We start from the raw sequence: 17795 nt of genomic DNA, 5'->3' as shown, positions 1-17795 counted from the left end.
GTCGAGGACAGAGCCAGCTTCGAATCGAACGAGTACACCGCCACCTTCAACGCGCCGGAGGCCCCCAGATGACTGCCAATGTACAAAAGCCTCGTGAATTTACCGGCAGGCACATGCTGGCCATCATCCTCGCCTTTTTCGGCGTGATCATCGCGGTCAATTTGACCATGGCGACGCTCGCCAGCACAAGCTGGACTGGCCTCGTCGTCGAAAACACCTATGTGGCGAGCCAGCAATTCAACAAGAAGGCCACGGAAGGACGGGCACAGGCAGCCCTTGGCTGGACCGGCAAGCTGACCATCGCATGGGGTGAAGTCCGCTACAGCCTCACCGATGCCGCTGGCAAGCCGGTTCCCCTGCACGGCGTCAAGGTGCTGTTTCGCCATCCCGCGTACGAGAAGGAGGACAAGTCGGTCACCCTCGCACCCGCCTCGGGCCAGGAATTCGCAGCCCAGCACATGCCGAAGGACGGCGTCTGGATTGTCGAAGTCGACGCCGACGCCGGTCTGGATAAACCGTATCGCGACGTCCGCAGGATCATGATTTCCCATGGAGCGCTGCAATGAGTTGTTGTGCACCGGGCGCCGAAATGGCGCTTGATCTGGGCAGCACCACGTCGGTCCTGCCGTCTAGTCAGGAGATCAGGCTGGCGAGCCGATCGCTTGGCGATGATCTCCGCCAAACCGATCTTTCGGTGCCGAGCGTTCATTGCGCAGCTTGTATCCAGACGATCGAGACGGCGTTGGGAACGCTCGATCGCGTCGAGAGCGCCCGCGTCAACCTGTCGACGAAACGGGTCTCGGTCCGCTGGCGTGGCGACGAGGTTCCACCGTTCGTCGCCGCGCTTGGACGGCTCGGCTACCAGGCGCATCTCTTCGCCCCCGAGATTGATGAAAAGGACAGGACGCTTTCGGAGTTGATCCGCGCCGTCGCGGTTGCCGGGTTCGCGGCGGGCAATATCATGCTGCTTTCGGTCTCTGTCTGGTCCGGTGCCGAAGGCGCTACCCGCGACCTGTTCCACTGGGTCTCTGCGCTTATCGCCATCCCTGCACTCGCCTTCGCCGGCGGCATCTTCTTCCGCTCGGCCTGGAATGCGTTGCGCCACGGCCGCATGAACATGGACGTGCCGATCGCGGTCGGGGTGTCGCTTGCCTACGCCATGAGCCTCTATGAGACGATCAACCATGGCGACCATGCTTATTTCGATGCATCGGTGTCGCTGCTGTTCTTCCTGTTGATCGGCCGCACGTTGGATCACGTGATGCGCGAACGTGCCCGGATCGCCGTGAAAGGCCTGTCCCAGTTGGCCGCACGTGGCGCCATGGTGCTGCGCGGCGACGGCGCACGCGACTATCTGCCGGTTGGCGAGATCGAACCAGGGATGCAGCTGCTGATTGCTGCCGGCGAAAGGATACCCGTCGACGGCAAAATCATTCAAGGGGCATCGGATCTGGACTGTTCGCTTGTCTCGGGCGAGAGCACGCCTCGAAGCGTTGCAGCAGGCGAAGCCGTGCAGGCTGGTGTCCTCAACCTAACCGGCCCGCTGACGATTGAGGCGACAGCCGCCGCGAAAGATTCGTTTCTGGCGGAAATGGTTCGGCTCATGGAAGCCGCAGAGGGCGGCCGCGCGCATTATCGCCGGATCGCCGATCGCGTTTCAGCGCTCTATGCCCCGGTGGTTCATCTCACAGCCTTCGCGACGTTCCTTGGCTGGATGGCGGTGACCGGCGACTGGCATAGGGCGATAACCATCGCCATTGCCGTTCTGATCATCACCTGCCCGTGCGCGCTCGGCCTCGCCGTACCGATCGTTCAGGTGGTCGCCGCGCGGCGTCTGTTCGAGAACGGCATCATGGTCAAGGACGGTTCGGCCATGGAGCGCCTGGCGACGATTGATAACGCAGTGTTCGACAAGACCGGAACGCTCACGCTCGGACAACCCCGGCTCCTCAATGCATCGTCGATCGATCCGGCCATGCTGGCAATCGCGGCAGACATGGCCGCGCACTCGCGTCACCCGTTTTCAAAGGCCATAACCGGCTTTGCCGCTCCTGGCGGGCAACACAAATTCGATGCCGTCACAGAGCATCCGGGGTTCGGGATCGAAGCCACTGTCGCCGGAAGCATCTGGCGGCTGGGTCGACGCGGATGGGCTGGATGGAAGGCCCGGACCGGTGGTGAAGGCAACCATGGCTATGGCGGAACGGTGCTGACAAAAGACGGGTTCATTGTCGCGACCTTCGATTTCGAGGATGCGCTGCGCGCCGACGCGGCGGCGGCGATCAAGCGATTGAACGATACTGGGGTGTCGATGCAAATGCTGTCGGGCGATACCGCAGGTGCCTGCGGCGAAGTTGCAAGAATGCTGGGTGTCGACGACTTCGTTCCGTGCCTGCTGCCGTCGGGCAAGGTCGAGCGCATCGAGACCCTGGCGAAAGACGGACACAAGGTTCTGATGGTTGGCGACGGCCTCAACGACACGCCGGCGCTGAGCGCGGCGCATGTCTCGATCGCTCCGGCCACCGCCGCCGACATTGGCCGCAATGCCGCCGACTTCGTATTCCTGCGCGAAAGCCTTCTGGCAGTGCCTCTCGCGCTGGACGTCTCGCGCAAGGCGGGACACCTGATCCGCCAGAACATCGCGATTGCGATCGTCTACAATGCCGTCGCCGTGCCGATCGCCATCCTGGGCCACGCCACGCCTTTGTTAGCGGCGATTGCCATGTCTGCCTCATCGGTGCTTGTTATTGGAAACGCATTGCGCTTGCACGGCTTCGGGGCGAATGCGACGCTGCAAGTTATTCAAAAAGTCGGACGCTCCGCAGTCAGCTATTCGGCATAATCCTCGTGACGACGTTGCTCTATCTCATACCAGTGGCCCTTTTTCTGGGTGCACTGGGTGTGTCCGGCTTCGTCTGGGCATTGCGAAGCGGTCAATACGAAGATCTCGACGGAGCCGCCGAGCGGATACTAATTGATCGGGACGACAAACCGGAACGCTGATTTCAATCCGCTGTGCATAAGATGCGCGGATCGCGCTCGTCAGTCGAGCCGGCTCGGTCGGGAACAAGCTGTCCATGCTCCATGCTCCATGCTCCATGACCATCTTGACCTAAGCTGCACACTACATTTGTGAAAAGCCTCTGTCGTGCGAAGGACTGCCTACCATTGCACCCAGTATGAGGCGGCTGATGCCACGAGAGTACCTCGCGTGGCCGGACGAGAGCTTGGCAATGTGCGCACGGGTTCCAAAGTGGAACGTCACGGTCGATCACCTGACCGTGAACCGCCAGTGCCGATTGGTCATGTCTGGCTGATCCAGATCAGGGTCATACTCATCGGTGTGGTCTATTGACCAGTCTTCGACGGAGAAATGCATGACTTACGGAAAGATTGGTCGTCATTATCAGCACCTTCACGGTTCTGGGTTTTCTGTCGTGTGGTCGGCCATGCCTTGTGCTTACGGCGCAGCCATTAGCTGACCGGCGTCGTGTGTATCTCGCTTGCTGGCTGACCATCCGCGTGGCTGCGCGGACAGGGGGGCCGATCAACAGCTTTCGCCTTTGATGGGTTGTGTGCGTCGTTGCCGATCCATCCCGATTCCCGGCCCGCGCCTTGAGGCTATGCGACGGTACCGGAACCCAGCGCACGTCACGCGGTTCCGCGCGCGTGGTGTCCGCTCGTCACGACGATGAACGAACAAGCGGCTGGAGTACCATGAACACCGTACACATCATCGACTGCCACAATGCAAATGACTACTTCGCCGACAGGCAAGAGGGACCGATCGTGCAGCACTTGTTAAAGGCTGTCAACATCCGCGCGGAGCTCCACATGGCGTTGAACCGAACGAAATTTGGTGAGGCTGTAGTACGAGCGATGGAGGCGGAGTGCGACGTGCTTCACATCGCCGGGCACGGCAATGGTGACGGGATCGCTTCGTCCAGTGGGCGAAGTGGCCTTCTTTGGGCTGACTTCGTAAAAATGTTCCAGGGCTCGCATCCAGCGCCGAAGATCCTCGTGATGTCAACGTGCTGCGGAGCATCATCGGGGTTGGGACGTGCGTTTTCGAGATCGATCAACCGTCCGAAGTTGATCATTGGTTCGAGTGACGCGCGCTATTTCGACGACTATGTCGCCGCGTGGGCTTTGCTCTATCGGCGACTGAATTGCAAGGACATCGACATCGAAGCCATGCAGCAGGTTCTTGATGAGATATGCGCGGTCGTGGATAAAAGTTTCCGCTACCTTGGCTGGGATGACGAGAGAGAGCGCTACGTTCGATACCCTCACCCTCGCAAGAGAGCCCGCTTCGACGTCGTGGAGCGTGAGTAGTATGCGCAAGGGTTCCAGGTGGAATGTGGCGATCGATGCGGCGCGGCCGTCGCTGACCAGCGTCGCGAGTGTCTCGCTTGCTGGCGGCGATCTGCGCGGCTGCGCGGCGAAAGGGCGGGATCGGTTAGCCGCATCCACCTCTGAGCGCTTTGAGTGCTTCGTTGCCGATCGATGCGAATCTCCCGGCCCAGCGCCTTTAGGCAATGCGGCGGGCACGGAGCTCATGTCACTCGGCTCAGTTTCACCGTTACACGAGGATAGGCGACCGGATGGCGGCACGCTGATGGGCTCTGACGATAATTTTGACATCGTTGTCGTTGGAGCCGGCCCGGTCGGCCTTTCGTTCGCTGCGTCGCTTGCCCAAAGCGAACTCAAGGTGGCAGTTGTTGAACAGAACACATTCGATAGTCTGGCGAATCCGGCTTTCGATGGTCGCGAAATCGCGCTGACCAACGCTTCGATCAGAACCCTTCGCGAGCTCGGCGCCTGGGATGTCATTCCGGCTTCGGACAAATCAGCACTTCAAGGCGCGCGCGTGCTCAACGGCTCGAGCGCATTCGCTCTTCGTTTCGATCCTCCCAGCAACTCTGGAGAACCGCTGGGGGTTTTGGTTCCAAATTGCCGGATCCGCGAGGCGCTGTTCAAAATCGTCCGCTTGCAGGATCGCGCCCGGCTGTTGTGCGGCCACTCGGTCGTCGATGCAACAAACAGCCAAGAAGGAGCAGTCGTAACGCTCTCTAATGGCGCGCGTTTAACTGCTCGGCTGGTTGTTGCCGCGGATTCGCGTTTGTCCGCCACGCGTGATCTGCTAGGCATCGGCGCCGATATCAACCGGCTTGGCCACTCGATGCTGATTTGCCGAGTGAGGCACGAGCGCGCCCACCACCAGATCGCCATCGAATGGTTCGATCACCATCAGACGATAGCGATATTGCCCCTAGCGGAGGGCATGTCGTCGCTGCTGCTCACATTGCGCTCAAACGAGGCCTATAGACTGCTTGCCTTCGATGATGATTTGTTCCTGTCGGAGTTGACGAAACGGTGTCGAGGGCGCCTTGGAAAAATGACCTTGGCAAGCAAGCGCCACACCTATCCGCTGGTCACGACCTGGGCGCACAAATTCCGGGCGCCGAGCGCCGCACTCATCGGCGACGCTGCCATCGGCATGCACCCGGTGACCGCTCACGGGTTCAACATCGGTCTCAGCAGCCAGAAGCAACTCGCCCGTGGAATCATGACTGCGTGCCGCGACGGCCGCAATGTTGGCGACCCCGACATGCTGCATATATACGAAAGGCGGCTGCGCCTGTCGGCGGCGCCGCTCTACCATGCAACGAACATATTGGTTGGACTCTACTCCAGAGACCACCTGGCGGCACGGCTTGCAAGGCATCTGGGGCTTCGCTTTGCCCAACATGTTCCCCTTGTCCGGCATGGGATTTCGGCGGAGCTCCAGCGGTGATACTGCACCAGCAGTCGCATTTTTGCGCGTGCTGGGCGAGCGATGGGAGAGAGTGCATGATGCACCGGAGTAATCCTGCTCCCCGACGCTGATCTCCGATTGAAGAATTAACCCGTCCTTCAGGGGGGCTGCATAGGCTGCGGACAAGCAGGAGTAAGCAAGCTGACCCGTCCAGCCTTGGAAAAAGAAGATCCGCTGGAGGCGAGAATCCTTCAGGACCAGCTCGCTGATCTGAGGGCAGGCCTTTTCGTCTCAATGCCGATAAGCATTGTGCTGTCCGGGCTGATTTTGACCGTGCAGGCCCTTTCCGGGAACGGTCTTGCTGGCGCGGCCTGGTTTTCGGTCGTTAATGCGATAAATGCCGCCCGCCTTGCACTCGCCCGTCATCAGCTGAAGGAACCCGGAGTCCAGGATGATCTGACACGGGTTTGGCTGCGGCTTCGCTGGTTTGGCAGGCTTGCTCTTCTGGCGGGATTCACCTGGTCATTCCTTGCCGTCCTAACGGCTGGATACACGACGTCTCAAGCATCGCTGCATCTAATAATTCTGGCGGGCATTTCAGCTGGCGCGGTCACGTACGGCAGCTCATATGCTGCGGCAGCGATATGCTTCATCACACCGCCACTCCTCATTGCCGCCGCATGTTTGCTGACGAAGGGAGCCCCGGAAAACTACATTCTGGCTTTTGCCGTCCTGCTTTTCGAGGGCGGCCTGGTTCGATCCTCGTTCGTTGGACAAGCGCGCTTCCGTGACGCGAGCCGCCTGAGACATCAAGCCGAGCGGCTTGCCGCGGAAATGGAGCGCAATTCCAGGGAGGACCATCTTACCGCGCTCCTCAACAGGCGGGGCCTCGAACATGCAATCGATCAGTTTGAGAACACCGATGGACCCTTTGTGGCCATGCTGATTGATCTGGACGGGTTCAAATCTGTCAACGATACCTACGGTCACAGAACGGGTGACGAGCTGCTTGCCAGGATCGCCCGCCGAATAGAGGAAGAAGCACCGGAGGGCTCAACGCTCGCCCGCATCGGTGGGGATGAATTCGTGCTGGTTTTTTCTTCGCGAAAGAATTCTCCTTCTCCCACCAATCTCGCGTCCAATCTCATAGCCAAGCTTGCTCGCCCCTATCCTGGGATCGCATCAGTCCGCATTGGAGCGTCTATAGGAATCTACTTGGCTGAAAACCCCGGACTAACGGAAATGTTGTTGCGGGCCGACATCGCCCTTTACACAGCTAAGCGCCGCGGCAGGAATGAATTTTGTCTGTTCGATGCCGAGCTAGCCCGGGAGTTGCAACGCCGCCAGTCAATCGAACGCGATCTTCATTCGGCGATAACGATGAGAAGCTTGGTCGCTTGGTTTCAGCCAATCGTAAGACTCGAAACTGAAGCCGTCGTCAGTTTTGAAGCCTTGCTAAGATGGTCTCACCCGCTTCACGGTCCCATTTCTCCGCCCGAGATCATGACAGCGGCACGCGAAACTGGAATGCTTCAGCTGCTAACTCAAACGGTATTCGCCGACTGTTGCGCTCTTATCGAGGGCTTGGTCAAAGCTGACCGTCGTGATGTTCGTGTGGCGATGAATGTTTCACCGTGCGAGTTGGAAGCTGGCGATATTGACGAGATGATTCTTAATGGTCTGGCGGCAAAAGACCTCCCTGCAACGATGTTCGACATCGAGATTACCGAAGAAGCCCCAGTGGATCCGGACAGAGTGGATGAAAAGCTCGCCCGGCTTTCACATGCTGGCATTTCTATCGCGCTCGATGACTTCGGCACCGGTTTTTCGACGTTGGCATCGCTCAAGGACAGTCGGATCAGGAAGGTGAAAATAGATCAGGGCTTCGTTCGCGGCTTAGCCAAGTCCCGGGAGAATCGGCTGCTTGTCAAAGCGGTGATTGATCTTGGTAGGACGCTCGGGATCGAGGTCATGGCCGAGGGCGTTGAAACAGAGGCAGATCGGCAAACTCTGTACCAGCTTGGCTGCAGAACCGCGCAGGGCTTCCTGTTCTCTAAGGCAGTGCCTCTCCATTTGGCACTTGATTCGGTAGTAAAAGAGCACGCGAAGGAGTTGTGACCGGCCTCTCCGTCCGTGCTGCTCGCGGAACTTTCATGTGGGGTGGACCTGACGCGCGAAAGCCGTTTCGGACGGTAGAGTTATTACGGGGCGAAACTGAGCACGTGGTTTGGATAGCAGCAATCCGGTCCACCGGCGCACATGCAGCGGCTTCATACAAGCGTTCAAGTTGCGAGATGAGCTTGAGTGAACGACGTCGGAGAATTGCGTCCTTTGGACGCTGGTTTCGCGGTTCCCGTAGGATTCGATTACGGGAAGCGTTCTTGGCTGCTTCTCGGCTCAGCGCTCATCGGGATGAACAACGTACCCGCGGTCAAGGTCTTCGCGACCTCAACCCAGTCACCATCCCGCAACAGCAGCGGTCGGGTCCTGATCAAGCGCTCAGCCTCAGCACAGGTGCTGGAGCAACGGTAGAGCGCGGAAAACGTGTATCGGAATGCGCTGGCTCACCATAGGAAGCTGCCACGGCATGTCGAATGTCCCCAGGGGGCGGACCGTTCCCTTGCATTTGTCTCGATGACGGGCTCTCAAAGCTAAAGCCAAGAGAGCTTTATAAAAATCGCACCCGATCGGCTGCGCAACGACGACCAGCTGAGGCCCGATCGGGTGCTAAGGTCGTGCCAAAAAAGGCGCGTCACTGTCGCATTTCTAGCCGGCTTGCGATCGGACGTCATCTCTTGGCGATCGCTGCCCCTTCTCTCAAATGCGTTTAGCGGCGCCGATGGCGAATAGCGCAAGCTTTTCCACCCGTTTCTACTCCACTACCGAGACTCGTCACCAACCTCCTTTTATTCGCTTCCATATGGCCCATCCTGTCTCCAATCGAGGAGGAGCGCGAACATGGGCCAAGCCGTAGAACGTCTCAGTCTCGGGAATTCTTCTGCTCGCCAAACTGCCGTTGTCGCCGGCACCATATTTGGCAGGGTGACAGTGCACGACAAGATATCAGGCGTTCTTGTCTGGGCTGAACTATGCTTGCAAGCCATAACCCAAAAATCGCCGATCCCTTTGAATTCGAGCCGGATGAATGGGTGTTTCAAAATTTTTGGCGGTTTTAGGCAGAACCCTCCGATGGCCCGCGTACCGGTCAAGCTTCGTGAGCACTTTAGGTTCGTCGATCAGGCATAGGTTTCTTTCCCATGCCACATGCTGGCCGTTTGCCTAGTTCGGAAGCCCTCGAGAGGCGTTGCTCGTCTTGGTATGGCGTCGCCCCTTTTTCCGATCCATCGGCCACGGAGCTAGAATGGTGTCTAGCTGTTGCCGCCTACTTGGTCATCCGGCATGGAGATGCCTATATACCGACCTTCGAAAGGCTGGAATACGAGGTCGAACAAATGCGGCGGAAGCTCGGAAATCGCGAGCGAGCGCAGCGCGTGCTGGCCACGCTCAACCTAAATGGCTCGGACAGCTGGAGCCGTGAGGTTGGTTCTCAAGGCCTGGATGGCGCCGCAATCACATTCGCCCGGGCGGGGTAAAAGCGATTTTTTGGAGCCACTCGCGCTTTTGCGCTAACGAAGGTCCCGCGCCGTATTTGGGCCGGATCCATTTGTGGCCCATCAGAGAAGCAATTACCTTCTCCGGCGCCTCAACTGCCGTCAGCCGGTCCTCGAAAGTGTGTCGCAGGCTATAAAGACTATGCTCGGAAGTCGGCAGAAGTTCCTTGCTGGCGAGCACCTTGTTGACGAGCGCTGAAAGTGACGCGGCCTTGTCGCGATAACGAGGAAAGCCGTCCGGATGGAGCTTGATGGCTGCAAGTGCGCCGCCAACCAAGGGAATGTCACGGGCTGAATGACCGGTCTTCAAGCGACGGCCATTGGGGCGCACCCGCACATGCGGGATTTCTCGATCGAGGTGGATTGTTTCGGTGGTGAGGTTTGCCGCTTCAGAAAGCCTGAGTCCGGTATCGGCAATCACATAGATTAGATGGCGGGCTTCGTCATTGAGTCCGTCGAGCGCGCCTTCAGCGAGTATCTTCTCCTGAATGAACTCCGCTGTGAACGCAGCGCGTTGCCCGGGGACGGCGCCGGAAAGACGCAGGTTTCGAAAAACCGGCTCCAGCTTGAGCTGGTGAGTCAGATCGACGACGCGCAGCATTTTCGAAACATGGCCGATGTCCTTGTTGGCCGTACCGATATCAAGTCCATCCTCAACGATCCGCTTTTGCCACCACTCGCGGAACGCGATTGCGTCGTCCCGAGTGAGGCTTGCGATCTCCTTGTCGCCAATGACTCCAACCAGATTGGCAACTGCGCGCTTTTTGGGGTTACGCCATTTCTTGATTTGGTTGGGCGACATGGCCAGCAAGTTCTGTTGCTCGATCGTCTCGAATTCCTTGATAAGACCGCTCAGGCGGACCGCTGGCCGCTTCTCCCCACCCATGACGGCCGAGACGTCCTGCGCGTCCTCGATCGATTTTTTGTCGAGGAGCAGCTTGATACGGGCCATGAGTTCGTCGAGCGGCCCCGCTGCTAGTTCCTCGTTAGTGCGATAGGCCAATCCAAATGACCGCGCGCGCTTCCTCGCGGCTTCGAAACGCAGCCCCGCCTCGGCGGATTGGCCTTCCCGCAGTCTACGCCAATACGCCTCCAGCCCCGCGCCGAGGCTTTGCACTGCATCTCGCGCCCGTACACCGCGGGGATCGTCAGCCACGGCGACGCCCGTGGAAATGCGTACTAGGCAGCGGCGATCAAACGCCGCGAATTCCTTCGGCACCCTGCGGACGAGATACCAGATGCCTTCACGTTTATGCGGCTTTGGCGCTGCGGAACGTCGCATTATCTTTCTCTAATGTTACACAGTTTGTTACACAGTCTAAGATATGTTTCGCTTCGTGCTGGTCAAGTGCAACAAGGAAGCTTTTGAAAGGAAAGGATTTTTATGGAAGCTATATGGCGGAGAGGGAGGGATTCGAACCCCCGATGGGCTTGCACCCATGCCGCATTTCGAGTGCGGTGCATTCGACCACTCTGCCACCTCTCCGCGGTCATGGTCGGCCGTTGCCGGCGCGGCGCACTAGATAACGGCTGAACGGGCAGGTTACAAGGCCAATCCGTCAGTTATTTGGCTTGCTTGGCAAGCGGCGGATTCACGGGCTGGTGGGTACAGCGAGGCCCGAGGCAGATTGCCGACCAGTCACCCATCCTCAGCCCAGGCGGGGGCAACGCCGTGGGCATGTCGGCACAGCCGGTCCGTGCCCGCCAATGACGGTCTCGAAACGGCGCGGCTGGTTTGCCTTGACTCGCCCCCAACCTTCGGTTAGGGACAGCGCGCAATCGGCGTGGAGGGTTCTTCCGCGCCGCTTGTTTTTTGAACCCGCAGACTGACAAAAAGACGGCTGAACTGCCTCAGGCGGTTCATCAAGGCCGACCGAACAGCGAAAGGCAAAAAATGTTCGCAGTCATTAAAACGGGTGGCAAGCAGTATCGCGTTGCCGCCAACGATCTCCTGAAGATCGAAAAAGTCGAAGCCAATGTCGGCGATATGGTCGAGATCGGCCACGTCCTTGCACATGGCGAAGGCGAGAATGTCACGTTCGGCGCGCCGTTCGTCGATGGCGCGGTGGTCACCGCCGAAGTCGTCGAGCAGGGCAAGAACCGCACCGTCATCGCCTTCAAGAAGCGCCGCCGGCAGAATTCGCGCCGCAAGATCGGCCATCGTCAGCTTTTGACCACCGTGCGGATCTCCGAGATCCTGCTGGGTGGCGCCAAGCCGACGAAGACGGCATCGGTCAAGGCGCCGAAGAAGGTGAAGGCCGAGGCCGCCACCGAGGTGCAGGCGGAAGCCGCGCCGAAGAAGGAGCCCAAGGCCAAGGCAGCCGAGACCGCGGCAGTGCCGCTGTTCAAGGCGCCGAAGGGTGAGCCGGACGATCTGACCGTGATCAAGGGCATCGGCCCGGTCGCAGCCAAGGATCTCAACGAGCAGGGCATCATCACCTTCGCGCAGCTCGCCAAGCTGACCGACAAGGATGTCGCCAAGATCGACGAGCACATGTCCTTCAGCGCCGACCAGATCAAGGACTGGCGCGAGCAGGCCAAGGAATTGGCTGCGAAGTAATTTTCTGGCGACCTGGTCGCCGGATCGGACTTGAAACGGAACGCGAACGCGTTCATAAGGCCTTTTAGGCGCCTTGCGGCGCAACGGAGTTAGTTAGATGGCACACAAGAAAGCTGGCGGCTCGTCGCGCAACGGTCGCGACTCGCATTCCAAGCGTCTGGGCGTGAAGAAGTTCGGCGGCGAAGCCGTCATCCCGGGCAACATCATCATTCGTCAACGCGGCACCACGTGGCATCCCGGCGTCAATGTCGGCATGGGCACGGACCATACGCTTTTTGCGCTCGAGACCGGCGCCGTGACGTTCAACAAAAAAGCCAACGGCCGAACCTACGTATCGGTCAACCCGATTGCCAAAGCCGCGGAGTAGCCGGTTCCGCACTAGAACACCGGCGCCCATCTCGGGACCGGTGTCTGGCAAAGCCAGGAAAAGGATCAGGGGAGATGGGTTTCCATCTCCCCTTTTTCTTGTGCCTGGAGGACTTTCAAATGGTTGCCGAAGCGGAAGACTCAGAAGACGAAAGTTACGCGATAGATTGTCCGGTGCTGGTCACCGAGCGACTGGTGATGCGGGCGCCTCACGAAGGCGATATCGCGCAACTGGTCGAACTTGCCGACAACCGCCATGTCGCCGAAATGCTGGCCCGCATGCCGCACCCCTATGGCGAGGCCGAGGCGCGCTCTTTCCTGGCCATGACCAAGTCGCGCCGGGCCGGTATCGCTTATGCCCTGACGCTGGCCGGCACCGACACTTTCGTCGGCTGCGCCGGTCTCAACACCACCGATCGCGGGCTGGAGCTCGGTTACTGGATCGGCGAGCCGCACTGGAAGAAGGGCTATGCGACCGAGGCGGCGCACGCGCTGGTCGACCTCGCCTTCCAGAGGACGTCGATCCAGGTTCTGCATGCCTCGACACGGGTCATCAATCCGGCCTCGCGCCGCGTCATCCACAAATGCGGGTTCCAATATGCCGGCCAGGGCATGCTGAACTCGATTGTCGCCGGCCAGGTTCCCGTCGAGCGCTACCGGCTCGATCGCAAGACCTGGACGAGCTTGCGGAACTGGGTCCACTTTTGATGTGTGCCGATATTCAGGTGAGGCCGGCCTGCGAATGGCGGTTTCCTGCGCTTCCGGTGCTCGCGTACGAAAAGTACACTCCGCTCCGGTTCTCGGAAGCCACTATTCTCGGCTCGGCCTGACCTGAATCTCGACACACATCGGGTACGGCGCGAAACCAATGGGAGGCAAACTTGGATCAGCCCAGTTCGACCCAGACCGGCAGGTGGTCCGAGCCGACGGCCTTTCGGTCGACCCACAGGCGCTGCAGGGACCTGGCGAGCGACGCGCTGGTGAAGATGTAGTCGATGCGCTTGTGGCGGCTGGGATCGGTGGGTTGCCTGGGATCGACCCAGCTGATGAGATCGTCGCCGGTGGCGTTCAGGCGCAAGGCGGCATCAACGGCGAAGTCGGCGGTCAGCGGCATGCCGAATTCATGATCCGGCCGGCCGGCGAGTTCGATATATTCGGGTGAGCCGGCCAACATGTTGAAATCGCCCATACCGACAAAGGCTTCGGGATGCGGCAATTCCGGCAGGCCGATCTCGGCGACGCCGGACAGCGCGCCGCCTTCGAGCGCGTAGTTCAGCATGCGTTGGCGCAGGAACTGGATCTGGCTGGCGCGTTCGACGGGGCTGCGGTGATCGAGATGGATGGAATAGAAGCGGATGAAACCAAGCGGCGTCTCGATCAGCGCTTCCAGCGCGCCACGCTGGAAGTTCATCATCTCAAAGCTGCGGCTGCGCGGCAAAAGCAGGTTGCGCGACAGATGAATAGGCGTTTTCGACAGCACCATGTTGCCGAGCTGGAAGGTTTTCGTGATGGCGCGGCCATTGTCGATGTGCGAACCGATATTGGCCTCGAAATTGCTGCCATAGACGGCGAAGTAGTCGGGCAGCGCCTCGCCGATCTCGGCGACCATGTCGCGGCCGCCGTTCCTGGGATTGTTGCGGGTCACCTCCTGCAGAGCGATCACATCGGCGCCGCGTACAGCATCAGCGATGCGTCCGACATCGTACTGCCCGTCGAGGCCGATGCCGTACTGGATATTGTAGGTTACAAGCTTCATTCCGGCATCTCTCCGGCCGATCCCGCGCGGCCATTGTCACAAAACGGCCTCGCCCTTCGCCGCGCCTTGGTTTAGAGCAAGGGCCAAGGTTTAGAGCAATGCCGCAAGGCCACTAGTAGAAACTGTACAATCCCATGAAATTTCTCGATCAAGCCAAGGTCTACATCCGCTCCGGTGACGGTGGCGCTGGTTCGGTGTCGTTCCGGCGCGAAAAGTTCATCGAGTTCGGCGGGCCGGACGGCGGTGATGGCGGCCGTGGCGGCGATGTCTGGCTGGAGGCCGTCGACGGGTTGAACACGCTGATAGACTACCGCTACCAGCAGCATTTCAAGGCCAAGACCGGCGTCCACGGCATGGGCCGCAACATGACCGGCGCCAAGGGCGCCGATGTCACGCTGAAAGTGCCGGCGGGAACGCAGGTGTTCGAAGAAGACAACGAGACGCTGATCTGCGACCTGACCGTGGTCGGCCAGCGCTTTCTGCTCGCCAAGGGCGGCAATGGTGGCTTCGGCAACCAGCATTTCAAGACCTCGACCAACCAGGCGCCGCGCCGCGCCAACCCCGGCCTGCCGGGGCAGGAGCTCAACATCTGGCTGCGGCTGAAGCTGATCGCCGATGCCGGACTGGTCGGGCTGCCGAATGCCGGCAAGTCGACATTCCTGGCCGCCGTCACCGCGGCCAAGCCGAAGATCGCCGACTATCCGTTCACGACGCTGCATCCCGGCCTCGGCGTTGCCCGCATCGACGCGCGCGAATTCGTCATCGCCGATATTCCGGGCCTCATCGAAGGCGCGCATGAGGGTGTCGGCATCGGGGACCGCTTCCTTGGCCATGTCGAGCGCACGCGTGTGCTGTTGCATCTGGTTTCGGCGCAGGAGGAAAATCCGGGCAAAGCCTACAAGACCGTCCGCGCGGAGCTTGAGGCCTATGGCAACGGCCTGACCGACAAGGTCGAGATCGTGGCACTGTCCCAGGTCGACACGCTCGACGCCGATGCGCGCAAGAAGAAAGTCGCCTCGCTGAAGCGCGCCGCCGGCCGCGCGCCGATGCTGTTGTCGGCCGTCACCGGCGAGGGTGTCGAGGCGGTGCTGCGGGCGCTGATGTCGGTGGTGGCCGAGGCGCGTGCGCAGATCGCTGCGCCAGTCGAGACGCGCTGGGAAAAGTAGGACGATGCAGTCGCTGGGAAAATATCGGCGCATCACCGTCAAGATCGGCTCGGCGCTGCTCGTCGACCGCGCGACAGGCCTGAAGCGCGACTGGCTGGCCTCGCTCGCCGACGACATTGCGGCGCTGGCCAAGGGCGGCGCTGAAATCCTTGTCGTCTCGTCCGGCGCCATCGCGCTTGGCCGCACGATCCTTGGTCTCGGCAAGCGCGCCTTGAAGCTCGAAGAGAGCCAGGCCGCGGCAGCCGTCGGGCAGATCGCATTGGCCGGCGCGTGGTCGGATGCGCTCGGCAAGGGCAGCCTGAAATCGGGCCAGGTCCTGCTGACGCTCGGCGACACCGAGGAGCGCCGCCGCTATCTCAATGCGCGGGCAACGATCTCGACGCTGCTCAAGATGAAGGCGGTGCCGGTCATCAACGAAAACGACACGGTGGCGACGTCCGAAATCCGCTATGGCGACAATGACCGGCTGGCGGCTCGCGTCGCCACCATGATGGGCGCCGACCTCCTGGTACTGCTCTCCGACATCGATGGCCTCTATACGGCGCCGCCGGCGCGTGACCCCCAGGCCAAATTCATTCCAGTGGTCGACCGCATCACGCCCGATATCGAGGCGATGGCGGGTGCGGCCGCTTCCGAGCTGTCGCGCGGCGGCATGCGCACGAAGCTCGATGCCGGCAAGATCGCCACCGCCGCCGGCACCGCGATGATCATCACGTCGGGCACGCGGTTGTCGCCGCTGATGGCGATCGAACGCGGCGAGCGCGCTACTTTCTTTCGGCCGAGCAGCAACCCGGTCAAGGGCTACAAGACCTGGATCGCCGGCCAGCTCGAACCGGCCGGCCGGCTTACGGTCGATGCCGGCGCCATCGGTGCGCTGCTGTCGGGCAAGTCGTTGCTGCCGGCCGGCGTCAAGCTGGTCAGCGGCAATTTCTCGCGCGGCGACACGGTGGCGATCCTGTCGCCCGAGGGCCGCGAGATCGCGCGCGGGCTGGTTGCCTACGATGCGGCCGATGCCGTAAGGATCGCGGGCCTGAAGACGACCGAGATCGAAACCGTGCTCGGCTACGAGGCGCGTTCGGCGATGATCCACCGCGACGACCTTGTGGTGAGCCATTCGGGTGACCAAGTACGGGCCGGCGACCAAACAGGGGCCGGTGACCAAGTCACGGTCGGTGGCGATGTAAGCGGAGGATGAGCCATGCTGAAACTGCATGAAAAATCCGGGGATGACACCGTAGCAACGATGGCCGATATCGGCCGTTGTGCCCGCGCTGCCGCCCGACCGCTGGCCATTGCCACGACCGCCGCCAAGAACGCCGCACTCCTCGCCATGGCAGAGGCGATCGTCGCTCGTGAGCAGGACATTCTCGACGCCAACGCCATCGATGTCTCGAACGGCCAGGAATCCGGGCTTTCCGCCTCCTTCATGGATCGGCTGAAGCTCGATCCGGCGCGCATTCGCGCCATGGCCGACGGCATCAGGGAAATCGCCGCGCTGCGCGATCCGGTCGGCGATGTGATGGCGCAATGGGACAGGCCGAACGACCTGCATATCGAGCGTGTGCGCACACCGCTCGGCGTCGTCGGCGTCATCTATGAGAGCCGCCCGAACGTCACCGCCGATGCCGGCGCGCTGTGCCTCAAGGCAGGCAATCCGGTGATCCTGCGTGGCGGCTCGGATTCGCTCAATTCATCAGCCGCCATCCATGCCTGCCTGGTCGAAGGGCTGAAGCAAGCCGGCCTGCCGGAAGACGCCATCCAGCTGGTGCCGACCACCGATCGCGCCGCCGTTGGCGAGATGCTGAAGGGCCTCGGCGGCACGCTGGATGTCATCATCCCGCGCGGCGGCAAAAGCCTCGTCGGGCGCGTGCAGGCTGAGGCACGGGTGCCGGTTTTCGCGCATCTCGAAGGCATCTGCCATCTCTACATCGACCGCTCGGCCGATCTCGACATGGCGGTGCGGATAGCCGTCAACGCCAAGATGCGGCGCACCGGCGTCTGCGGTGCCGCCGAGACGCTGCTGGTCGACCAGGCGGTCGCCTCCACCCATCTGGTGCCGATCCTCGACGCACTGCGCGCGGCGGGTTGCGAAATCCATGCCGATGCCGACGTGCTGAAAGTGTTTTTCGATGCCAAGCCGGCGATCGATGCCGACTGGGTGACTGAATATCTCGACGCCATCATCGCGGTGAAGCTGGTCGACGGCGTTGCCGGTGCCATCGAGCATATCGAGACGTTTTCCTCGCATCACACCGAGGCGATCGTCGCCGAGGACGCGCAAGCCGTCGAAAGATTCTTCAACGAGATCGATTCGGCGATCCTGCTGCACAACGCATCGACGCAGTTCGCCGATGGCGGTGAGTTCGGCATGGGCGCCGAGATCGGCATAGCCACCGGCAAGATGCATGCGCGCGGACCGGTCGGCGTCGAGCAGCTGACCTCGTTCAAATACCGCGTGCGCGGGTCGGGACAGGTGAGGCCTTGAATCTTTTCGTTGTCAGAGCCTGAGGCAATGCTGGCATCTTCCGAACCGGCGGTACCCTCCCGTTACCTGAAGATGCCGCATGCCGAGAAAGGC

The 17795-nt window shown here is 60.8% G+C and carries 14 protein-coding genes and 1 tRNA gene; 12 read left to right on the top strand and 3 right to left on the bottom strand.

Annotation, left to right across the window (positions count from 1 at the left end):
• The first annotated feature begins 68 nt into the window (after positions 1–68).
• The 6 genes from EN939_RS02560 to EN939_RS02535 all read left to right on the top strand — a co-directional run bounded on the left by EN939_RS02560 (position 69) and on the right by EN939_RS02535 (position 7876).
• A complete protein-coding gene (locus EN939_RS02560) occupies positions 69–566 on the top strand; it encodes a FixH family protein (protein WP_024502867.1) in 498 nt (165 codons plus the stop codon).
• A complete protein-coding gene (locus EN939_RS02555; RefSeq protein WP_024502868.1) occupies positions 563–2842 on the top strand; it encodes a cation-translocating P-type ATPase in 2280 nt (759 codons plus the stop codon). Before EN939_RS02560 ends, EN939_RS02555 begins: the two co-directional genes overlap by 4 nt.
• A 5-nt stretch (positions 2843–2847) precedes the next feature.
• Positions 2848–3003 (top strand): cbb3-type cytochrome oxidase assembly protein CcoS, encoded by a 156-nt coding sequence (ccoS, locus tag EN939_RS02550; RefSeq protein ID WP_081714250.1) that lies wholly within the window; start codon positions 2848–2850, stop codon positions 3001–3003.
• A gap of 714 nt (positions 3004–3717) precedes the next feature.
• Positions 3718–4335 (top strand): hypothetical protein, encoded by a 618-nt coding sequence (locus EN939_RS02545; RefSeq protein WP_024502869.1) that lies wholly within the window; start codon positions 3718–3720, stop codon positions 4333–4335.
• Between the two features lie 283 nt (positions 4336–4618).
• Positions 4619–5797 (top strand): 5-demethoxyubiquinol-8 5-hydroxylase UbiM, encoded by a 1179-nt coding sequence (gene ubiM / locus EN939_RS02540; RefSeq protein WP_032899078.1) that lies wholly within the window; start codon positions 4619–4621, stop codon positions 5795–5797.
• A 177-nt stretch (positions 5798–5974) separates the two neighbouring features.
• On the top strand, positions 5975–7876 hold the full coding sequence (locus tag EN939_RS02535; RefSeq protein WP_024502871.1) for a putative bifunctional diguanylate cyclase/phosphodiesterase: 1902 nt from the start codon (positions 5975–5977) through the stop codon (positions 7874–7876).
• A gap of 1452 nt (positions 7877–9328) precedes the next feature.
• Here EN939_RS02535 and EN939_RS02530 read toward each other — a convergent pair.
• The gene (locus tag EN939_RS02530; RefSeq protein WP_024502873.1) at positions 9329–10651 is read right to left on the bottom strand and encodes a tyrosine-type recombinase/integrase; all 1323 of its coding nucleotides are present in this window, start codon (positions 10649–10651) and stop codon (positions 9329–9331) included.
• A gap of 114 nt (positions 10652–10765) precedes the next feature.
• A tRNA-Ser gene (locus EN939_RS02525) sits at positions 10766–10855 on the bottom strand.
• Between the two features lie 408 nt (positions 10856–11263).
• On the opposite strand from EN939_RS02525, the gene EN939_RS02520 reads away from it, so the two are divergent.
• From EN939_RS02520 to EN939_RS02510, 3 genes are all read left to right on the top strand, one after another.
• On the top strand, positions 11264–11929 hold the full coding sequence (locus EN939_RS02520; RefSeq protein WP_127266820.1) for a 50S ribosomal protein L21: 666 nt from the start codon (positions 11264–11266) through the stop codon (positions 11927–11929).
• 97 nt (positions 11930–12026) lie between these two features.
• The gene (gene rpmA / locus EN939_RS02515) at positions 12027–12296 is read left to right on the top strand and encodes a 50S ribosomal protein L27 (RefSeq protein ID WP_013529063.1); all 270 of its coding nucleotides are present in this window, start codon (positions 12027–12029) and stop codon (positions 12294–12296) included.
• Between the two features lie 119 nt (positions 12297–12415).
• Positions 12416–13003 (top strand): GNAT family N-acetyltransferase, encoded by a 588-nt coding sequence (locus tag EN939_RS02510; protein WP_063173273.1) that lies wholly within the window; start codon positions 12416–12418, stop codon positions 13001–13003.
• A gap of 178 nt (positions 13004–13181) precedes the next feature.
• Here EN939_RS02510 and EN939_RS02505 read toward each other — a convergent pair whose 3' ends face one another.
• Complete coding sequence (locus tag EN939_RS02505) at positions 13182–14051, bottom strand: endonuclease/exonuclease/phosphatase family protein (RefSeq protein WP_127266819.1); 870 nt, start codon at positions 14049–14051, stop codon at positions 13182–13184.
• A 134-nt stretch (positions 14052–14185) separates the two neighbouring features.
• On the opposite strand from EN939_RS02505, the gene obgE reads away from it, so the two are divergent.
• Genes obgE through EN939_RS02490 form a run of 3 tightly spaced genes read left to right on the top strand, consistent with a single transcriptional unit; the run spans position 14186 to position 17702 of the window.
• On the top strand, positions 14186–15217 hold the full coding sequence (gene obgE, locus EN939_RS02500; protein ID WP_127266818.1) for a GTPase ObgE: 1032 nt from the start codon (positions 14186–14188) through the stop codon (positions 15215–15217).
• A 4-nt stretch (positions 15218–15221) separates the two neighbouring features.
• Positions 15222–16412 (top strand): glutamate 5-kinase, encoded by a 1191-nt coding sequence (proB, locus tag EN939_RS02495; RefSeq protein ID WP_127266817.1) that lies wholly within the window; start codon positions 15222–15224, stop codon positions 16410–16412.
• A gap of 3 nt (positions 16413–16415) precedes the next feature.
• Positions 16416–17702 (top strand): glutamate-5-semialdehyde dehydrogenase, encoded by a 1287-nt coding sequence (locus EN939_RS02490; RefSeq protein ID WP_127266816.1) that lies wholly within the window; start codon positions 16416–16418, stop codon positions 17700–17702.
• Positions 17703–17795 lie beyond the last annotated feature (93 nt).

Origin of the sequence: Mesorhizobium sp. M7A.F.Ca.CA.002.05.1.1 (genome assembly GCF_003998335.1) — a bacterium.
Classification (GTDB): domain Bacteria; phylum Pseudomonadota; class Alphaproteobacteria; order Rhizobiales; family Rhizobiaceae; genus Mesorhizobium.
The sequence above is the reverse complement of the archived record's forward strand: the minus strand, read 5'-3'. Positions and strand labels throughout refer to the sequence as shown.